The sequence below is a fragment of the Metapseudomonas otitidis genome, from assembly GCF_011397855.1.
GTDB lineage: Bacteria > Pseudomonadota > Gammaproteobacteria > Pseudomonadales > Pseudomonadaceae > Metapseudomonas > Metapseudomonas otitidis.
The window spans coordinates 5,317,356-5,331,297 of sequence record NZ_AP022642.1 but is presented as its reverse complement, the minus strand read 5'-3'; the positions used below and the strand labels follow the sequence as shown (position 1 = coordinate 5,331,297).

The 13,942-nt window shown below is 68.3% G+C and carries 12 protein-coding genes; 7 read left to right on the top strand and 5 right to left on the bottom strand.

The features are described from left to right. Window positions 1-89: 89 nt before the first annotated feature. Entirely contained in the window at window positions 90-485 is a 396-nt protein-coding gene (locus tag PotMrB4_RS24735) for a hypothetical protein (protein WP_172434729.1), read from the bottom strand. 454 nt (window positions 486-939) lie between these two features. Between PotMrB4_RS24735 and PotMrB4_RS24730 the strand changes: the two genes are divergently transcribed. After that, window positions 940-1,206, top strand: a complete 267-nt coding sequence (locus PotMrB4_RS24730; RefSeq protein WP_074974029.1) for a type B 50S ribosomal protein L31 — start codon at window positions 940-942, stop codon at window positions 1,204-1,206. Here PotMrB4_RS24730 and PotMrB4_RS24725 read toward each other — a convergent pair. Further along, complete coding sequence (locus tag PotMrB4_RS24725) at window positions 1,197-2,132, bottom strand: LysR family transcriptional regulator (RefSeq protein ID WP_044412836.1); 936 nt, start codon at window positions 2,130-2,132, stop codon at window positions 1,197-1,199. The two genes, PotMrB4_RS24730 and PotMrB4_RS24725, sit on opposite strands and share 10 nt — an antisense overlap. A 261-nt stretch (window positions 2,133-2,393) precedes the next feature. Here PotMrB4_RS24725 and PotMrB4_RS24720 point away from each other — a divergent pair, with 261 nt between their 5' ends. The 4 genes from PotMrB4_RS24720 to PotMrB4_RS24705 all read left to right on the top strand — a co-directional run bounded on the left by PotMrB4_RS24720 (window position 2,394) and on the right by PotMrB4_RS24705 (window position 7,993). Further along, window positions 2,394-3,896 carry an aldehyde dehydrogenase gene (locus tag PotMrB4_RS24720; RefSeq protein WP_172434728.1) on the top strand — a complete coding sequence of 501 codons (1,503 nt, stop codon included), beginning with the start codon at window positions 2,394-2,396 and terminating at the stop codon, window positions 3,894-3,896. Between the two features lie 122 nt (window positions 3,897-4,018). After that, window positions 4,019-5,065 carry an ABC transporter substrate-binding protein gene (locus PotMrB4_RS24715; RefSeq protein ID WP_107331348.1) on the top strand — a complete coding sequence of 349 codons (1,047 nt, stop codon included), beginning with the start codon at window positions 4,019-4,021 and terminating at the stop codon, window positions 5,063-5,065. A gap of 104 nt (window positions 5,066-5,169) precedes the next feature. Then, a complete protein-coding gene (locus PotMrB4_RS24710; RefSeq protein ID WP_139233724.1) occupies window positions 5,170-6,555 on the top strand; it encodes an APC family permease in 1,386 nt (461 codons plus the stop codon). A 55-nt stretch (window positions 6,556-6,610) separates the two neighbouring features. Continuing rightward, a complete protein-coding gene (locus PotMrB4_RS24705; RefSeq protein ID WP_044412827.1) occupies window positions 6,611-7,993 on the top strand; it encodes an aspartate aminotransferase family protein in 1,383 nt (460 codons plus the stop codon). Window positions 7,994-8,532: 539 nt separating this feature from the next. On the opposite strand, the gene PotMrB4_RS24700 is transcribed toward PotMrB4_RS24705, so the two are convergent. Beyond that, a complete protein-coding gene (locus PotMrB4_RS24700) occupies window positions 8,533-9,777 on the bottom strand; it encodes an acyl-CoA dehydrogenase family protein (RefSeq protein WP_172434727.1) in 1,245 nt (414 codons plus the stop codon). A 465-nt stretch (window positions 9,778-10,242) separates the two neighbouring features. Between PotMrB4_RS24700 and PotMrB4_RS24695 the strand changes: the two genes are divergently transcribed. Together PotMrB4_RS24695 and PotMrB4_RS24690 are read left to right on the top strand one after the other, a co-directional pair. Further along, entirely contained in the window at window positions 10,243-11,232 is a 990-nt protein-coding gene (locus PotMrB4_RS24695; RefSeq protein ID WP_172434726.1) for a WD40 repeat domain-containing protein, read from the top strand. 33 nt (window positions 11,233-11,265) lie between these two features. After that, the gene (locus tag PotMrB4_RS24690; protein ID WP_172434725.1) at window positions 11,266-11,883 is read left to right on the top strand and encodes a hypothetical protein; all 618 of its coding nucleotides are present in this window, start codon (window positions 11,266-11,268) and stop codon (window positions 11,881-11,883) included. A 283-nt stretch (window positions 11,884-12,166) separates the two neighbouring features. On the opposite strand, the gene PotMrB4_RS24685 is transcribed toward PotMrB4_RS24690, so the two are convergent. Both PotMrB4_RS24685 and PotMrB4_RS24680 read right to left on the bottom strand, forming a co-directional pair. Continuing rightward, window positions 12,167-12,637, bottom strand: coding sequence for an arsenate reductase ArsC (locus PotMrB4_RS24685; RefSeq protein ID WP_044413622.1), 471 nt, complete (start codon window positions 12,635-12,637; stop codon window positions 12,167-12,169). 17 nt (window positions 12,638-12,654) lie between these two features. Beyond that, complete coding sequence (locus PotMrB4_RS24680; RefSeq protein ID WP_172434724.1) at window positions 12,655-13,938, bottom strand: arsenic transporter; 1,284 nt, start codon at window positions 13,936-13,938, stop codon at window positions 12,655-12,657. Between the last annotated feature and the right edge of the window lie 4 nt (window positions 13,939-13,942).

Sequence of the window (13,942 nt, the reverse complement as noted above, 5' to 3'; positions counted from 1 at the left end):
CGCGGGCCCGCCGACAAGCCGCACGACGGGATCGGTGCCAGTTTTGTCGCCGCTGCACCAGCCCGGTGCGCAATGGTCCCGCCCGGAGGTCAGTCGCAGCCTTTCAGGCGGTTGCAGGAGAGCCGTATGCGGTCGCCGGCGGAGGTGGAGAGGCGGTTCATCACGTTCCAGCCCATGCGCCGGCCAAAGCCGAACCACACGGTGCCGTCGCTGCTGATGCCGCTGAGCAGCAGCAGGCGGCCGAAGCGTGTGCTGGTCTGGGCCCAGCCGAGGCCGGTCTGGCCGTCGTGGCCGCGCAGGTGGAGGTCGTTGCCCTGGATGGCCATGCCGTAGAAGCCGCCCTGGCCGTCGTTGCAGTGCATCAGGGTGGCGCTGCGGGTGCAGTGGGGGAGTGGGCCCAGGGGGATGGGGAGGGCGGCTTGGGACAGGGGCGGCAGCAGGAGGAGGGGGAGGGTGGTCAGGAGGGCGAGACGCGGGATGTTCATGGATAGAGCGTTCCCGGGGGTTGAGTGAGCGCGGAGCCAGGTTGGTTATCGAGTTCTGTCGATGTTTTCTGTTTCGCCCCGCCGGGCGAGTCACTTTTCTCAATCGCCCAGAAAAGTAACCAAAAGGGCTCGCCCCTGCATCCGGGTCCCGCTTCGCGGGACTCCCCTCGCTCCATCGTTGCTTCGGGGGCCGGCGCGATGGGCCATCCGTGGCCTGGCGCGCCTCTCGCGGCATCCATGCCGCTCGTCCCCCTGCGCAACGACTGCGCTCGGCCTCCTGAAGGGGCGCTGCCCCGCTCCAACGCTTGAGCCAGATGTCGTTTCGGGATGCGCACTGGGGTCTTGCTCCTGAGAGAAGCTGACGAGTGGGTTATGGCTAGCACAGCGAGATATTGAAAATCATTCTCGACAAGCGCAGGATGCGTAACTTTATAACATTTGCATCGGAGGCTCCATGAAACCCGGCATTCACCCCGACTACCGGCCTGTGCTGTTCCACGACACCTCGGCCAATGCGTTCTTCCTGATCGGTTCCACCGTGGAAACCGACCGCACCTACGTGCACAGCGATGGCCAGACCTACCCCTACGTGGCGCTGGACGTGTCCAGCGCGTCGCACCCGGTCTACACCGGCCAGCAGCGCCAGGTGGCGGCGGAGGGGCGCATTGCCCACTTCAACAAGCGCTTCGCTGCTTTCGGTGGGCGCGGGACTCAGGGCTGAGGCGTGGCCTCGCGGGCCTGGGCCAGTTGGCCCAGGCGTTCGCGGCAGAAGTCCACGAACAGTTGGGCCGGCTTGGTCAGCTGGGCGCGTTTGAGGCGTGCGGCCACCAGGCCGGAGGTGGCCACCGGTTCGGTGATGTCCACGCACACCACCCGCTGGCCGTCGTAGGTGCACTCGGAATGGGGGCGGGTGACCAGCAGGGAGAAGCCGAAACCCTGGCCCACCATGCCGCGCACCATCTCGATGGAGGGCGAGCTGAAGACGATGTTGGGCGTCAGCCCCAGCTCGTGGAACAGGCTGACGAAGTAGGTGCGGCTCGGCTGCACGTCCAGCAGGATCATCGGCTCCAGGCACAGGTCGCGCAGCGACACCTGGGCCTGGCGGGCGAAGCGGTGGTGTTCCGGCAGAAGCGCATAGGGCTTCTGCGGGGCCATCAGCGGCTCGGTGGCGATGGTGCTGTCCAGCTCGTGGTCGTAGAGGAAGGCCAGGTCGAAGGTGCCGGCGGTCAGCCCCTGCACCAGCTCCTGCTGCTCGCCGTCGCGGATGCGGATGTCCACCCCCGGGTACAGCGCGCGGAACCCCGCGATCAGTTGCGGCAGGTAGAGCGGCGCCACCGTCTCGAAGCAGCCGATGTCGATCTGCCCGGCGACGATGTCGTTGTCCGCCAGGGCGTTCTGCTCGAACTCCCGCGCCACCCGCAACAGCTCCAGGGCCTTCTCGTAGAAGCGCGTGCCGCTGGGGGTCAGCGACACGCCCTGGGCGTGGTGGCGGATGAACAGCTGCACGCCGAAGCTCTCCTCCAGCCCCTTGATGGCCGTGGAGATGGACGGCTGGGCGATGTAGAGCTTGCGGGACGCCTCGGCCACGCTGCCGGATTCCACCGTGGTCACGAAGTACCTCAGTTGCCGCAGGGTGTAGGTCGCCATGGGACTCCTCCTCGTTTCAACAGCCTGATCTCAGCAGCCCGGTCTCGACGGCCTGTGCCACCTGTGCCGGCCGCGCCTCGCCCGTGGAGCGGAAGGCCAGCACCATACCCCAGGCCGCAGCGGGTGGGCCGATCGGCTGGTGAGCTTTTTCATGGCTAGCGAGCATATTTTTAATAATTTTCCTCATGCCCCCGCTGGCGCACCATCTGCCCCGACCCGAACGACAACCAGACCGCGAAGACGGTCGACAGGGGGTGCAGCGTGTACGACCTCGGCTATTGGCAGCAGCGAGCCGCCCGGCAATCCATCATCGACAAGGCCCTGATCGGCGGCCGCCTGGTGAGTGCCGCTTCCGGCGCCACCTTCGATTCCATCAACCCCGCGACCAACCAGCTGCTGGCCCGCGTCGCCGCCTGCGACACGGCGGACGTCGACCTCGCCGTGCGCAGCGCCCGCCAGGCCTTCGAGCATGGCCCCTGGGCACGCATGGCGCCGGCCGAGCGCAAGAAGATCCTGCTGCGCCTCGCCGAGCTGATGCTGGCCCACCGCGAGGAGCTGGCCCTGCTGGACTCGCTGGACATGGGCAAGCCGGTGATGGACGCCTACACCATCGACGTGCCCGGCGCCGCCAACGTCTTCGCCTGGTACGCCGAATCCCTCGACAAGCTCTACGACCAGGTGGCGCCCACCGCGCCCAACGCCCTGGCCACCATCACCCGCGAAGCGCTGGGCGTGGTCGCCGCTGTGGTGCCCTGGAACTTCCCCCTCGACATGGCCGCCTGGAAGCTGGCCCCGGCCCTGGCCGTCGGCAACAGCGTGGTGCTCAAGCCTGCCGAACAGTCCCCCGCCTCGGCCCTGCGCCTGGGCGAGCTGGCCCTGGAGGCGGGCATCCCCGAAGGCGTGCTGAACGTGGTGCCCGGCCTCGGCGAGCAGGCCGGCCGCGCCCTGGGCCTGCACCCGGACGTGGACTGCCTGGTGTTCACCGGCTCCACCCAGGTGGGCAAGTACTTCATGGGCTATTCGGCCCAGTCCAACCTCAAGCAGGTCTGGCTGGAGTGCGGTGGCAAGAGCCCCAACCTGGTGTTCGACGACTGCCGCGACCTCGACCTCGCCGCCGAGAAGGCCGCCTTCGGCATCTTCTTCAACCAGGGCGAAGTGTGCTCGGCCAACTCGCGCCTCTACGTGCAGCGCAGCATCCGCGACGAGTTCATCGAACGCCTGCTGGCCAGGGCCCGCGACTGGATGCCCGGCGACCCGCTGGACCCGGCCAGCCGCGCCGGCGCCATCGTCGACAGCAGCCAGACCCGGCGCATCATGGGCTTCATCGAACAGGCCCAGGGCCAGGGCGCCCGGCTGCTCGCCGGCGGCCGGCAACTGACCTTCAACGGCTCCAGCAACTTCATCGAACCGACCCTGTTCGCCGACGTCGGCCCCGACACCGTCCTCGCCCGCGAGGAAGTCTTCGGCCCGGTGCTGGCCATCAGCACCTTCGACCACGAAGACGAAGCCATCCGCCTGGCCAACGACAGCGTCTACGGCCTCGCCGCCTCGGTCTGGAGCGACGACCTGCACCGCGCCCACCGCGTGGCCCGCGCCCTCAAGGCCGGCACCGTGTCGGTGAACACCGTCGACGCCCTCGACGTCAGCGTGCCCTTCGGCGGTGGCCGCCAGTCCGGCTTCGGCCGCGACCTGTCGCTGCACGCCTTCGACAAGTACTGCCAGCTGAAGACCACCTGGTTCCAGCTGCGCCCCGGCCCCGCGTAGGCCTCGCCCGCGCGGGGACCAAGGTCGCCCCAGACGACCGGCCCCGATCCACCCCGCGTTCGCGCGGGGTCATGACTGCCTCCGTAACTGACAACAACCCAACAAGCAGTGAGGGAGTTCCCATGCGCATGTCCTTGCGTCGTACCGCTTTTGCCCTGAGCGCCCTGGCCGGCCTCAGCGGTTCCGTGCTGGCCGCCCCGGCCAGCCTCACCGTCATCTCCTTCGGCGGCGCCACCAAGGCCGCCCAGGACGCGGCCTACTTCCGCCCCTTCGAAGCCAGCGGCGCCGCGCGCGTGGTGGCCGGCGAATACAACGGCGAACTGTCCAAGGTGAAGGCCATGGTCGACATCGGCCAGGTCACCTGGGACGTGGTCGAAGTGGAGTCCCCCGAGCTGCTTCGCGGCTGCGAGGAAGGCCTGTTCGAGCGCCTCGACCCGGCGGTGATCGGCGACCCCGGCCAGTACATCCCCAACACCGTCAGCGAGTGCGGCGTGGCCAGCTACGTCTGGTCCATGGTGCTGGCCTACGACGCCAGCCGGCTGAGCAGCGCCCCCACCTCCTGGGCCGACTTCTGGGACCTGCAGCGCTTCCCCGGCAAGCGCGGCCTGCGCAAGGGCGCCAAGTACACCCTGGAAGCCGCGCTGCTGGCCGACGGCGTCAAGCCCGCCGACCTCTACCGCGTGCTGGAGACCCCCGAAGGCGTCGCCCGCGCCTTCCGCAAGCTCGACCAGATCAAGCCCAGCATCCAGTGGTGGGAAGCCGGCGCCCAGCCGCCGCAATGGCTGGTGGCCGGCGACGTGGTGATGTCCGCCGCCTACAACGGGCGCATCGCCGCCGCCCAGCAGGAAGGCTCGAAGCTGTCCATCGTCTGGGCCGGCAACCTCTACGACCCGGACCACTGGGCCATCGTCCGCGGCAGCCCGAACAAGGCCGCTGCCGAACGCTTCATCGCCTTCGCCAGCCAGGCGCCGAACCAGCAGGCGTTCTCCACCCGCATCCCCTACGGCCCGGTGAACAAGGCCGCCCTGGATGCCCTGCCGGAGGCCACCCGCGCCCAGCTGCCCACCGCCCCGGCCAACCTGGCCGACGCCCAGCTGGTGAGCGCCGAGTTCTGGGTCAACCACGGCGAGGAGCTGGAGGAGCGCTTCAACGCCTGGGCCGCGCGCTGAGATCACAAGGGCGCGGCCGGCCCGCGCCCTGCATCACCGACCCGCCGGCCGGCGGGCGCATAACAACGACAAGATCGGAGGGTGTCATGAGTGCAAGTGTGTCCATGCCCGTGCAGGGGCAGGAGGAAGTCGGCGGGTTCCGCCGGGTGCTGGGGCTCGGCGCGTTGCTCGCCGTGGCCATCGGCCTGGTGGTGTCCCAGGGCGTGATGGTGCTGATGCTGCAAGGCGCCGGCCTCTCCGGCCTGGGCTTCCTGGTGCCGCTGGGGCTGGCCTGGCTGCTGGCGCTGAGCTACGCCTTCTCGTTCTCCGAACTGGCGCTGATGATCCCCCGCGCCGGCGGCCTGTCCAGCTACACCGAAGTGGCCCTGGGGCACTTCCCGGCCATCCTCGCCACCTTCTCCGGCTACGTGGTGGTGGCGATGTTCGCCCTCTCCGCCGAGCTGCTGCTGCTCGACCTGATCATCGGCAAGGTCTACCCCGACGTGTTCCCGCCCTTCAGCGTCGCCTTCGGCGTGCTCGGCCTGTTCACCGTGCTCAACCTCCTGGGCATCGACATCTTCGCCAGGCTGCAGACCGCCCTGGCGGTGGTGATGGTCATCGTCCTGCTGGTGCTGGGCATCGCCGCCATCGCCAAGGGCGCCCCGGGCACCACCGCCAGCAGCGTGCTGCACGGTGACTGGAACCCCATGGGCGCCGGCGTGCTGACCCTCACCGCCATGGCCGTGTGGGGCTTCGTCGGCGCCGAGTTCGTCTGCCCGCTGGTGGAGGAGACCAAGCGCCCCGAACGCAACATCCCGCGCTCGATGATCATCGGCCTCACCGTCATCTTCCTCACCATCGCCCTGTACTGCCTGGGCGCGCTGTTCATGCTGCCGGCCGAGGCGCTGACCACCGATGCCCTGCCGCACTACCTGTTCGCCACCACGGTGTTCGGCGAGTCCGGCGAAGTGTTCCTGGTGATCGCCGCCGTCACCGCCACCTGCAGCACCCTCAACACCTCGCTGGCGGCCATCCCGCGCATGCTCTACGGCATGGCCCAGAACGGCCAGGCGTTCCCGCAGTTCAAACGGCTCAGCCCGCGTGCCCGCACCCCCTGGGTGGCGGTGCTGTTCGTCGCCGCCATCACCGGCCTGCCGATCCTCGCCATGGGCCAGGACGCCGCCTCCATCAACCTGCTGCTGCTGGCCGCCGCACTGGCCTGGCTGCTGGCGTACATCATCGTCCACCTCGACGTGATCGCCCTGCGCCGCCGCTACCCGGCCATCGCCCGGCCGTTCCGCACGCCGTTCTACCCGCTGCCGCAGCTGTTCGGCATCGGCGGCATGCTCTATGCAATCGCCTACGCCTCGCCGAGCCCGGACATGACCGGGAAGATCTTCGGCATCGCCGGCGTGGTGCTGGGCCTGGTGTCGCTGATCGCCGTGGCCTGGATCAAATGGGTGATGGGCAAGCCGCTGTTCCGCCCCGAGCCCCTGCCTGCCGCCCAGTGAGCCGCATCAACACGAACCCGCAACGCCCCCGCAAGGGGAGAAAGGAGACACCGACATGAACGCCCCATTCCAGGCCCAACGTGATACCCGCGACTACCAGGCGGCTGACGCGGCCCACCACATCCACGCCTTCCTCGACCAGAAGGCGCTCAACGCCGAAGGGCCGCGCGTGATCGTCGGCGGCGACCGCCTGCACCTCTGGGACAACGACGGCAAGCGCTACCTGGATGGCATGTCCGGCCTGTGGTGCACCAACCTCGGCTACGGCCGCAAGGACCTCGCCGCCGCCGCCTCGCAGCAGCTGGAGCAGCTGCCGTACTACAACATGTTCTTCCACACCACCCACCCGGCGGTGATCGAACTCTCCGAGCTGCTCTTCAGCCTGCTGCCCGGCCACTACAGCCACGCCGTCTACACCAACTCCGGCTCCGAGGCCAACGAGGTGCTGATCCGCACCGTGCGCCGTTACTGGCAGATCCTCGGCAAGCCCGAGAAGCGCATCATGATCGGGCGCTGGAACGGCTACCACGGCTCCACCCTCGGCTCCACCGCCCTCGGCGGCATGAAGTTCATGCACGAAATGGGTGGCATGCTGCCGGACTTCGAACACATCGACGAACCCTACTGGTACGCCCAGGGCGGCGACCTCAGCCCCGAGGAATTCGGCCTGCGCGCCGCCCGCCAGCTGGAAGAGAAGATCCTCGAACTGGGCGCCGACAAGGTCGCTGCCTTCGTCGCCGAACCCTTCCAGGGCGCCGGCGGCATGATCTTCCCGCCGGAGTCCTACTGGCCCGAGATCCAGCGCATCTGCCGGAAGTACGACGTGCTGCTGTGCGCCGACGAAGTGATCGGTGGCTTCGGCCGCACCGGCGAATGGTTCGCCCACCAGCACTTCGGCTTCCAGCCGGACACCCTCTCCATCGCCAAGGGCCTCACCAGCGGCTACATCCCCATGGGCGGCCTGGTGCTGAGCAAGCGCATGGCCGAAGTCCTGGTGGAGCAGGGCGGCGTCTTCGCCCACGGCCTGACCTACTCCGGCCACCCGGTGGCCGCCGCCGTGGCCATCGCCAACCTCAAGGCCTTGCGTGACGAAGGCGTGGTCCGCCAGGTCAAGGCCGACACCGGCCCCTACCTGCAGCAGTGCCTGCGCGAAGTGTTCGGCAACCACCCGCTGGTGGGCGACATCCAGGGCACCGGCCTGGTCGCCGCCCTGCAGCTCGCCGAAGACAAGGCCACCCGCAAGCGCTTCGACAACGAGAACGACATCGCCTGGCGCTGCCGCACCCTCGGCTTCGAAGAAGGCGTGATCATCCGCTCCACCCTCGGCCGCATGATCATGGCCCCCGCCCTGGTGGCCACCCGCGCCGAACTGGACGAGCTGGTGGAAAAGACCCGCAAGGCCCTCGACCGCACCGCCCAGGAACTCGGCCGGCTCTGACACCGCCCCACCGAAACGCCCCGGGTCATCACCCGGGGCGTTTTCGTGCCTCGGCGCGATGCGCTCGTAGCCCTGGCAGGTCCGTAGGATGCGGTGAGCTCGGCGAACCGCATCGGTCCCCGCACGGGGGCATTGCCTGCGTAACGTGATGCGCTTCGTACCTCAGCACATCCTACGGACCACGTGGCAACGCCCATGTAGCCTGGGCGGGCCCGTAGGATGCGGTGAGCTCGGCGAACCGCATCGGTCCCCGCACAGGAGCACGGCCTGCGCAGCGCGATGCGCTTCGTTCCTCAGCACATCCTACGGACCACGTGGCAATGCCCTCATAGCCCAGGCGGGCCCGTAGGATGCGGTGAGCTCGGCGAACCGCATCGGTTCCCGCACAGGAGCACGGCCTGCGCAGCGTGATGCGCTTCGTACCTCAGCACATCCTACGGACCACGTGGCGATGCCCGCGTATTCCGGGCGGGCCCGTAGGATGCGGTGAGCTCAGCGAACCGCATCGCTCCCAGCACGGAATCACTGCCCCGGCACGCTCACCCCTGGCGGCTGCCGCCGCCGATCTGCCACACGTAGGGCGGTTCGGTGCCGTTGACGTGCCAGTCGCCGACGATGCGCTCCTTGTAGATCACCGGGTTGTGGGAGGCCGCCGTGCGGGCGTTGCGCCAGTGGCGGTCGAGCTGACGGCTGACGCTGGTGGCCGAGGCGCCGAGGGCGTTGAACAGGTCGCTGGTGGCGCGCAGCACCAGCTCCACAGCGGCCACCTGGGCCTGGGCCGACTCCAGTTCGGCATGCACGTTGGCCAGGCGCTCGGCCTCGTCGTCCCCGGCGAAGTGCGCCAGGTAGGCCCGCTGGGCGGCCTCCGCCGCGCGCAGGGTGGCCGCCTCGGCGGCGTAGACCTGGCCGGAGGCCTTGCCGATCACCTGCTGCACCTGCGGGTCCTCGCTCACCGCCGAGGCGTTGCCGTGGCTGAACACCCGGGTGCGGCGACTCACCTCGTCAGCGAAGTCCCGCAGGGCGCCACGCCCGGAGCCGGCCAGCACCGCCAGCAGCACCAGCTGGTAGAACGCCGTCTGGTAACGGAAGCGCTCGGCGAAGTCGATCAGGTTGGCTTCCTCCACCACCGCATCCTTGAACACCGAAGTGCCGCTGCCGGTGGTGCGCTGGCCGAAACCGTCCCAGTCGTCCTGCTGCTGCACACCGGCCTGGTGGGTGCTGATGGCTGCGATCACGTCGCGGCCGTTGTCGTCGCGGCGGGCGAACAGGTCGATCCAGTCGGAGAACAGGCTGCCGGTGCTGTAGTACTTGGTGCCGTTGACCACCCACTGGTCGCCCTTGCGGCTGACCCGGGTGATCACGTCGCCGATCTTCACCGCGCCCACCTCGGTCCAGGCGCAGCCCACCAGGTCACCGGCGACGAAGCGCTCGAACCACAGGGCCTGGGACGCATGGGCCTGGGCGTTGAGGCGGTCCTCGACGAAGGCGAAATGGCCGCGCAGCGCCTGGGGCACGTTGGAGTCCGCCTCGGCCAGCTCGATCAGCAACTGGAACAGCTGTGGCAGCGAAGCCCCCGCACCGCCGAAGGCCACCGGGATGCGCACCGCGCCGAAGCCGGCCTCCTTCAGCCAGCGGATGGGTTCGTAGGGCAGGGTGCGCTCGCGCTCGCGGGCCACCGCGCCCTCGGCGATGCGCGCGAAGATCGGGCGGAAGCGCTGGGCCAGCGCCTCGTAGTCGGTACCGGTGGACAGGGCGGCGGGCAGGGTCTTTTGCTGGGCAGTCATGGAAGGGCTCCTGGGTGTGAAAGGGACCGTAGCGGTCGTCTCCCACCCTTTTGCAGGGGCCGTGCCGCAGGCTCCAGAGCCCCGTGTTCCGTGGCGATCAGGGTGTTTTCCACAGCTCCGCCGTGGTCACCGGCCTGTTGCCCCGCAGTGCAGGCTGTTGATCGGCTGTTCCACAGCAGGCAGGTGGACGGAACACCGCCATCACGCCCCAGACACAGGCGGATCCGGTCCCCGCGAGACCCAAGCGCGGAGACGTGTTGTGGAGGGCGGATCAGCGATGGCGCGGAAAGGTGCAACGGTTCCGCTGTGACGGCCAGCGAGCGTGATAGTGTCGCGACCTTCAGGGAAGCCGTTGGAGCAAGGGATATGCAATGTAAGACCTGGTGTCGACGTGTCGCGCGCCTGTCATGGCGGCTGGTTCTGGGAGGCCTCCTGGGAGCTGGGCTGCTGGCCTGTAGCGAACCCGTGGACCCGTCCTTCATCCAGACATTCATCGATGTGAACAAGCGTGGAGATGACTCCGCCTCGACCGCTCAGTTCGATGCGCAGCTCGGGGTGTTGGCTGTAGGGCGTGAGAGCGGGCGTGTGGAAATCTGGAGCACTCGCGAATCCGGTCGCCGCATTGCCGTGCAGGGGCATCCGGCGCGTCCGGAGTTCCTGGCCTTTGGCCATGACGATGGCATCGTGCTGAGTGCCTCGCGCTTCGATAACAATGCCATTGACCCGAGCTCCGGCGTTCGTATCTGGGATGCCGCCACCGGAGAGCTGCGTGCAACCGTGTCGGGCCTATGGGCGCCAGGCCCGTTGGCTGCGCTGCCGCAGAAGCACCTCTTCCTGATCAGCGACACGTCCGACCTACTTCTCTATGACTTCGCTCAGCGGAAAGGAGTGGGTACCCGCTTGTCGTTGAAAACCAGCCTGATCACGGCACTGGCCGTCAACGCCACAAACGGCTTGATCGCGGTGGGTGGTGGCGACGGCAAGGTATTCACCTTGCGTCTGGTCGTGGGCGAAGACGAAGTGCCCAGGCTGGAAGTCGTCAAGCAGGCTGACCCCTACAACAGTGCGCCTCGCAGCGACGTGCTCGACCTGGCGTGGTTCGATGACGACCGGCGCTTGGTGGCAGCGAACCGTATCCCGGAAGGTGCCGGGCGTGACGTATTGGGTGAGGTGGTGGAATGGGACCCTCAGGAGCTGAAGCCTCTGCGTCGGTTCCCCATTTCCCTGCAGACCCTCAACTGGGCCTCCCATACCCCTGGGGAGCCCTGGATGGTGCTGGCAGGAACCGAGTCGACACGGGGTCGTATCGAGCTGGTAGACCTCCGCAACGGCGTTGCCTGGCGCTACAAGGCCAACACTGAGCGCTCCCGCGCAGTCCTGCTTCCGGATGTTCGCGCGGGCCTCATTCTGCAAAGCGGAGGCGCTACGCGGATTGCCTACCTCGATCAGGAGTGAGCGGCCCGTGCGCAGGCTCGCAGGGTGCCGCCCATGACTTCCTTACTGGAGGACTGGTGCGCCTTCTGCGAAGGGCGGGCGTCGTTCGACAAGAGCCACTTTCTCGGCTTGCTCAAGGCATGCCGTGACCCCGAGGCCATTCGCCAGGTATTTCGCTACTTCCCCGACGCGGACGAAATGAGCCGAAGAGCCTGGGACGTCATCTCGTCAGGGGCGCTGGAGAATGCGCTCTACCTGCTGCCCCGAAAGGAGTGCGGCCTGGCCGAACGCCTGACACTCGGAGAGGCTTGGCTGCGCGAGCTGGCGCGGGTATGCGAGGCCTTTGGAGACGAGGAGCTGGCGGCGATCTGCCGTACCGCGAAGGTTGTTGCCGCCACCCGCGACGAGGTTCATGCCGCACGAATGCAGGACATTCCCGAGCTTTGGGTGTTCGACCGGCTCGGGGACGAAATCCGTGCACGAAAGACGCTGCATACCGAGGCGGCCTATGGGCTGCATGAAGCGCTTTATGGGTTGGCCGCCGATTACTACCTGGCCTGGTATATCGTCCAACCCCTTTTCGACCTGGACATCGACCTGGCTCGCTACTTGCGGCTCTGGCGAGCCGGCGGTGTTTGCGCGCTGATGCCAACCCGGCTGCTGGTGAGTTGAAGCCTGTAATCCGGACCGGGAGCCATCGCGGTATCAGTGCGTACCTTGGCGTGATGCGCTTCGTGCCTCAGCACATCCTACGAACCACGTGGCAATGCCCACGTAGCCCTAGGCGGGCCCGTAGGATGCGGTGAGCTTGGCGAACCGCATCGGTCCCGCGCGGGTGAGCGAGCTGGTGCGCCTCAAACCCCGTGGTGACGCCCCGTAGCCTGGGCTTCAGCCCAGGGAAGCGGCGGATCGATGAAGCGCGATCCCCCCTACGCCAGCCCGGCGATCGGCCGGCTCAAAGCCGGCCGATGCGGTCGAGTTCGGCTTGCAGGGCGGGGCGGTCGAGTTGGGCGAAGGGCAGGGCGAAGAAGGCGCGGCAGCGGGCTTCGATGCGTTGCAGGGTGGCGTCGAAGGCGGCGTCCACCTCGGCGTCGCTGCCCTGCACGTCGGACGGGTCGGCCAGGCCCCAGTGGGTCTTCAGCGCCGGGCCGAAGTAGACCGGGCAGGCTTCGCCGGCGGCGTTGTCGCACACGGTCACCACGATGTCCGGCGGGTTGTGTTCGAAGGCGTCGTTGCCCTTGCTGCTCAAGCCGTCGGTGGCGATGCCGGCACGGGCGAGGGTGGTCAGGCTGCGCGGCAGGACCTGGCCCTTGGGGTGGCTGCCGGCGCTCACCGCTTCGAAGCCGTCCGGGGCGAGGTGGTTGAACAGCGCCTCGGAGAGGATGCTGCGGCAGCTGTTGGCGGTGCACATGAACAGGACACGCATGGCGGGTTCTCGCAAGGTCAGAGCCCCAGGCGCAGGGCCAGGGCGGAGAGGGTGATGAGCAGCACCGGCAGGGTCAGCAGGATGCCCACGCGGAAGTAGTAGCCCCAGGTGATGCGCACGCCCTTGCGCGCCAGCACGTGGAGCCAGAGCAGGGTGGCGAGGCTGCCGATGGGGGTGATCTTCGGCCCCAGGTCGCAGCCGATGACGTTGGCGTAGATCATCGCCTCGCGCACCACGCCCTCGCTGGCGCTGGCCTGGATCGACAGCGCCCCCACCAGCACGCTGGGCATGTTGTTCATCACCGACGACAAGCCCGCCGAGAGCAGCCCGGTGCCCAGCGCCGCGCCCCACACGCCGTGCTCGGCGAAGCGGTCGAGCAGGGCGGTGAGGCCGTCGGTGAGGCCGGCGTTCTTCAGCCCGTAGACCACCAGGTACATGCCCAGGGAGAACACCACCACCTGCCAGGGCGCCTCGCGCAGCACCTTGCGCGTGGCGATCACATGGCTCCGCGCGGCGACGATGAACAGCAGCACCGCACAGGCCGCCGCCACCGCGCTGATGGGCACGCCGAGCGGCTCCAGGGCGAACAGCCCGATCAGCAGCACCAGCAGCATCCAGCCGCCGGTGACGAAGGTGGCGCGGTCGCGGATGGCCGCCTCGGGGGCCTTCAGCGCCTCCACCGGGTAGCGCGCCGGGATGTCACGGCGGAAGAACAGGTACAGCACCGCCAGGGTCGCCGCCACGCTGGCCAGGTTCACCGGCACCATCACCGAGGCGTATTCGGCGAAGCCCAGGCCGAAGTAGTCGGCCGAGACGATGTTCACCAGGTTCGACACCACCAGCGGCAGGCTCGCAGTGTCGGCGATGAAGCCCGCCGCCATCACGAAGGCCAGGGTGGTGGCCGGGGAGAAACGCAGCGCCAGCAGCATCGACATGACGATGGGGGTGAGGATCAGCGCCGCGCCGTCGTTGGCGAACAGCGCCGACACCGCCGCCCCCAGCAGGATGCAGTAGGCGAACAGCCGCGCCCCGCTGCCCTTGGCCCAGCGCGCCACGTGCAGCGCCGCCCACTCGAAGAAGCCGGCCTCGTCCAGCAGCAGGCTGATGACGATCACCGCGATGAAGGTGGCCGTGGCGTTCCAGACGATGGCCCACACGGTGGGGATGTCCTGCAGCGACACCGCGCCCACCGCCAGTGCGATCAGCGCACCCAGGCTCGCGCTCCAGCCCACGCCCAGCCCGCGCGGCTGCCAGATGACCAGCAGCAGGGTGAAGAGAAAGACCGCCAAGGCAATCAGCATGGCC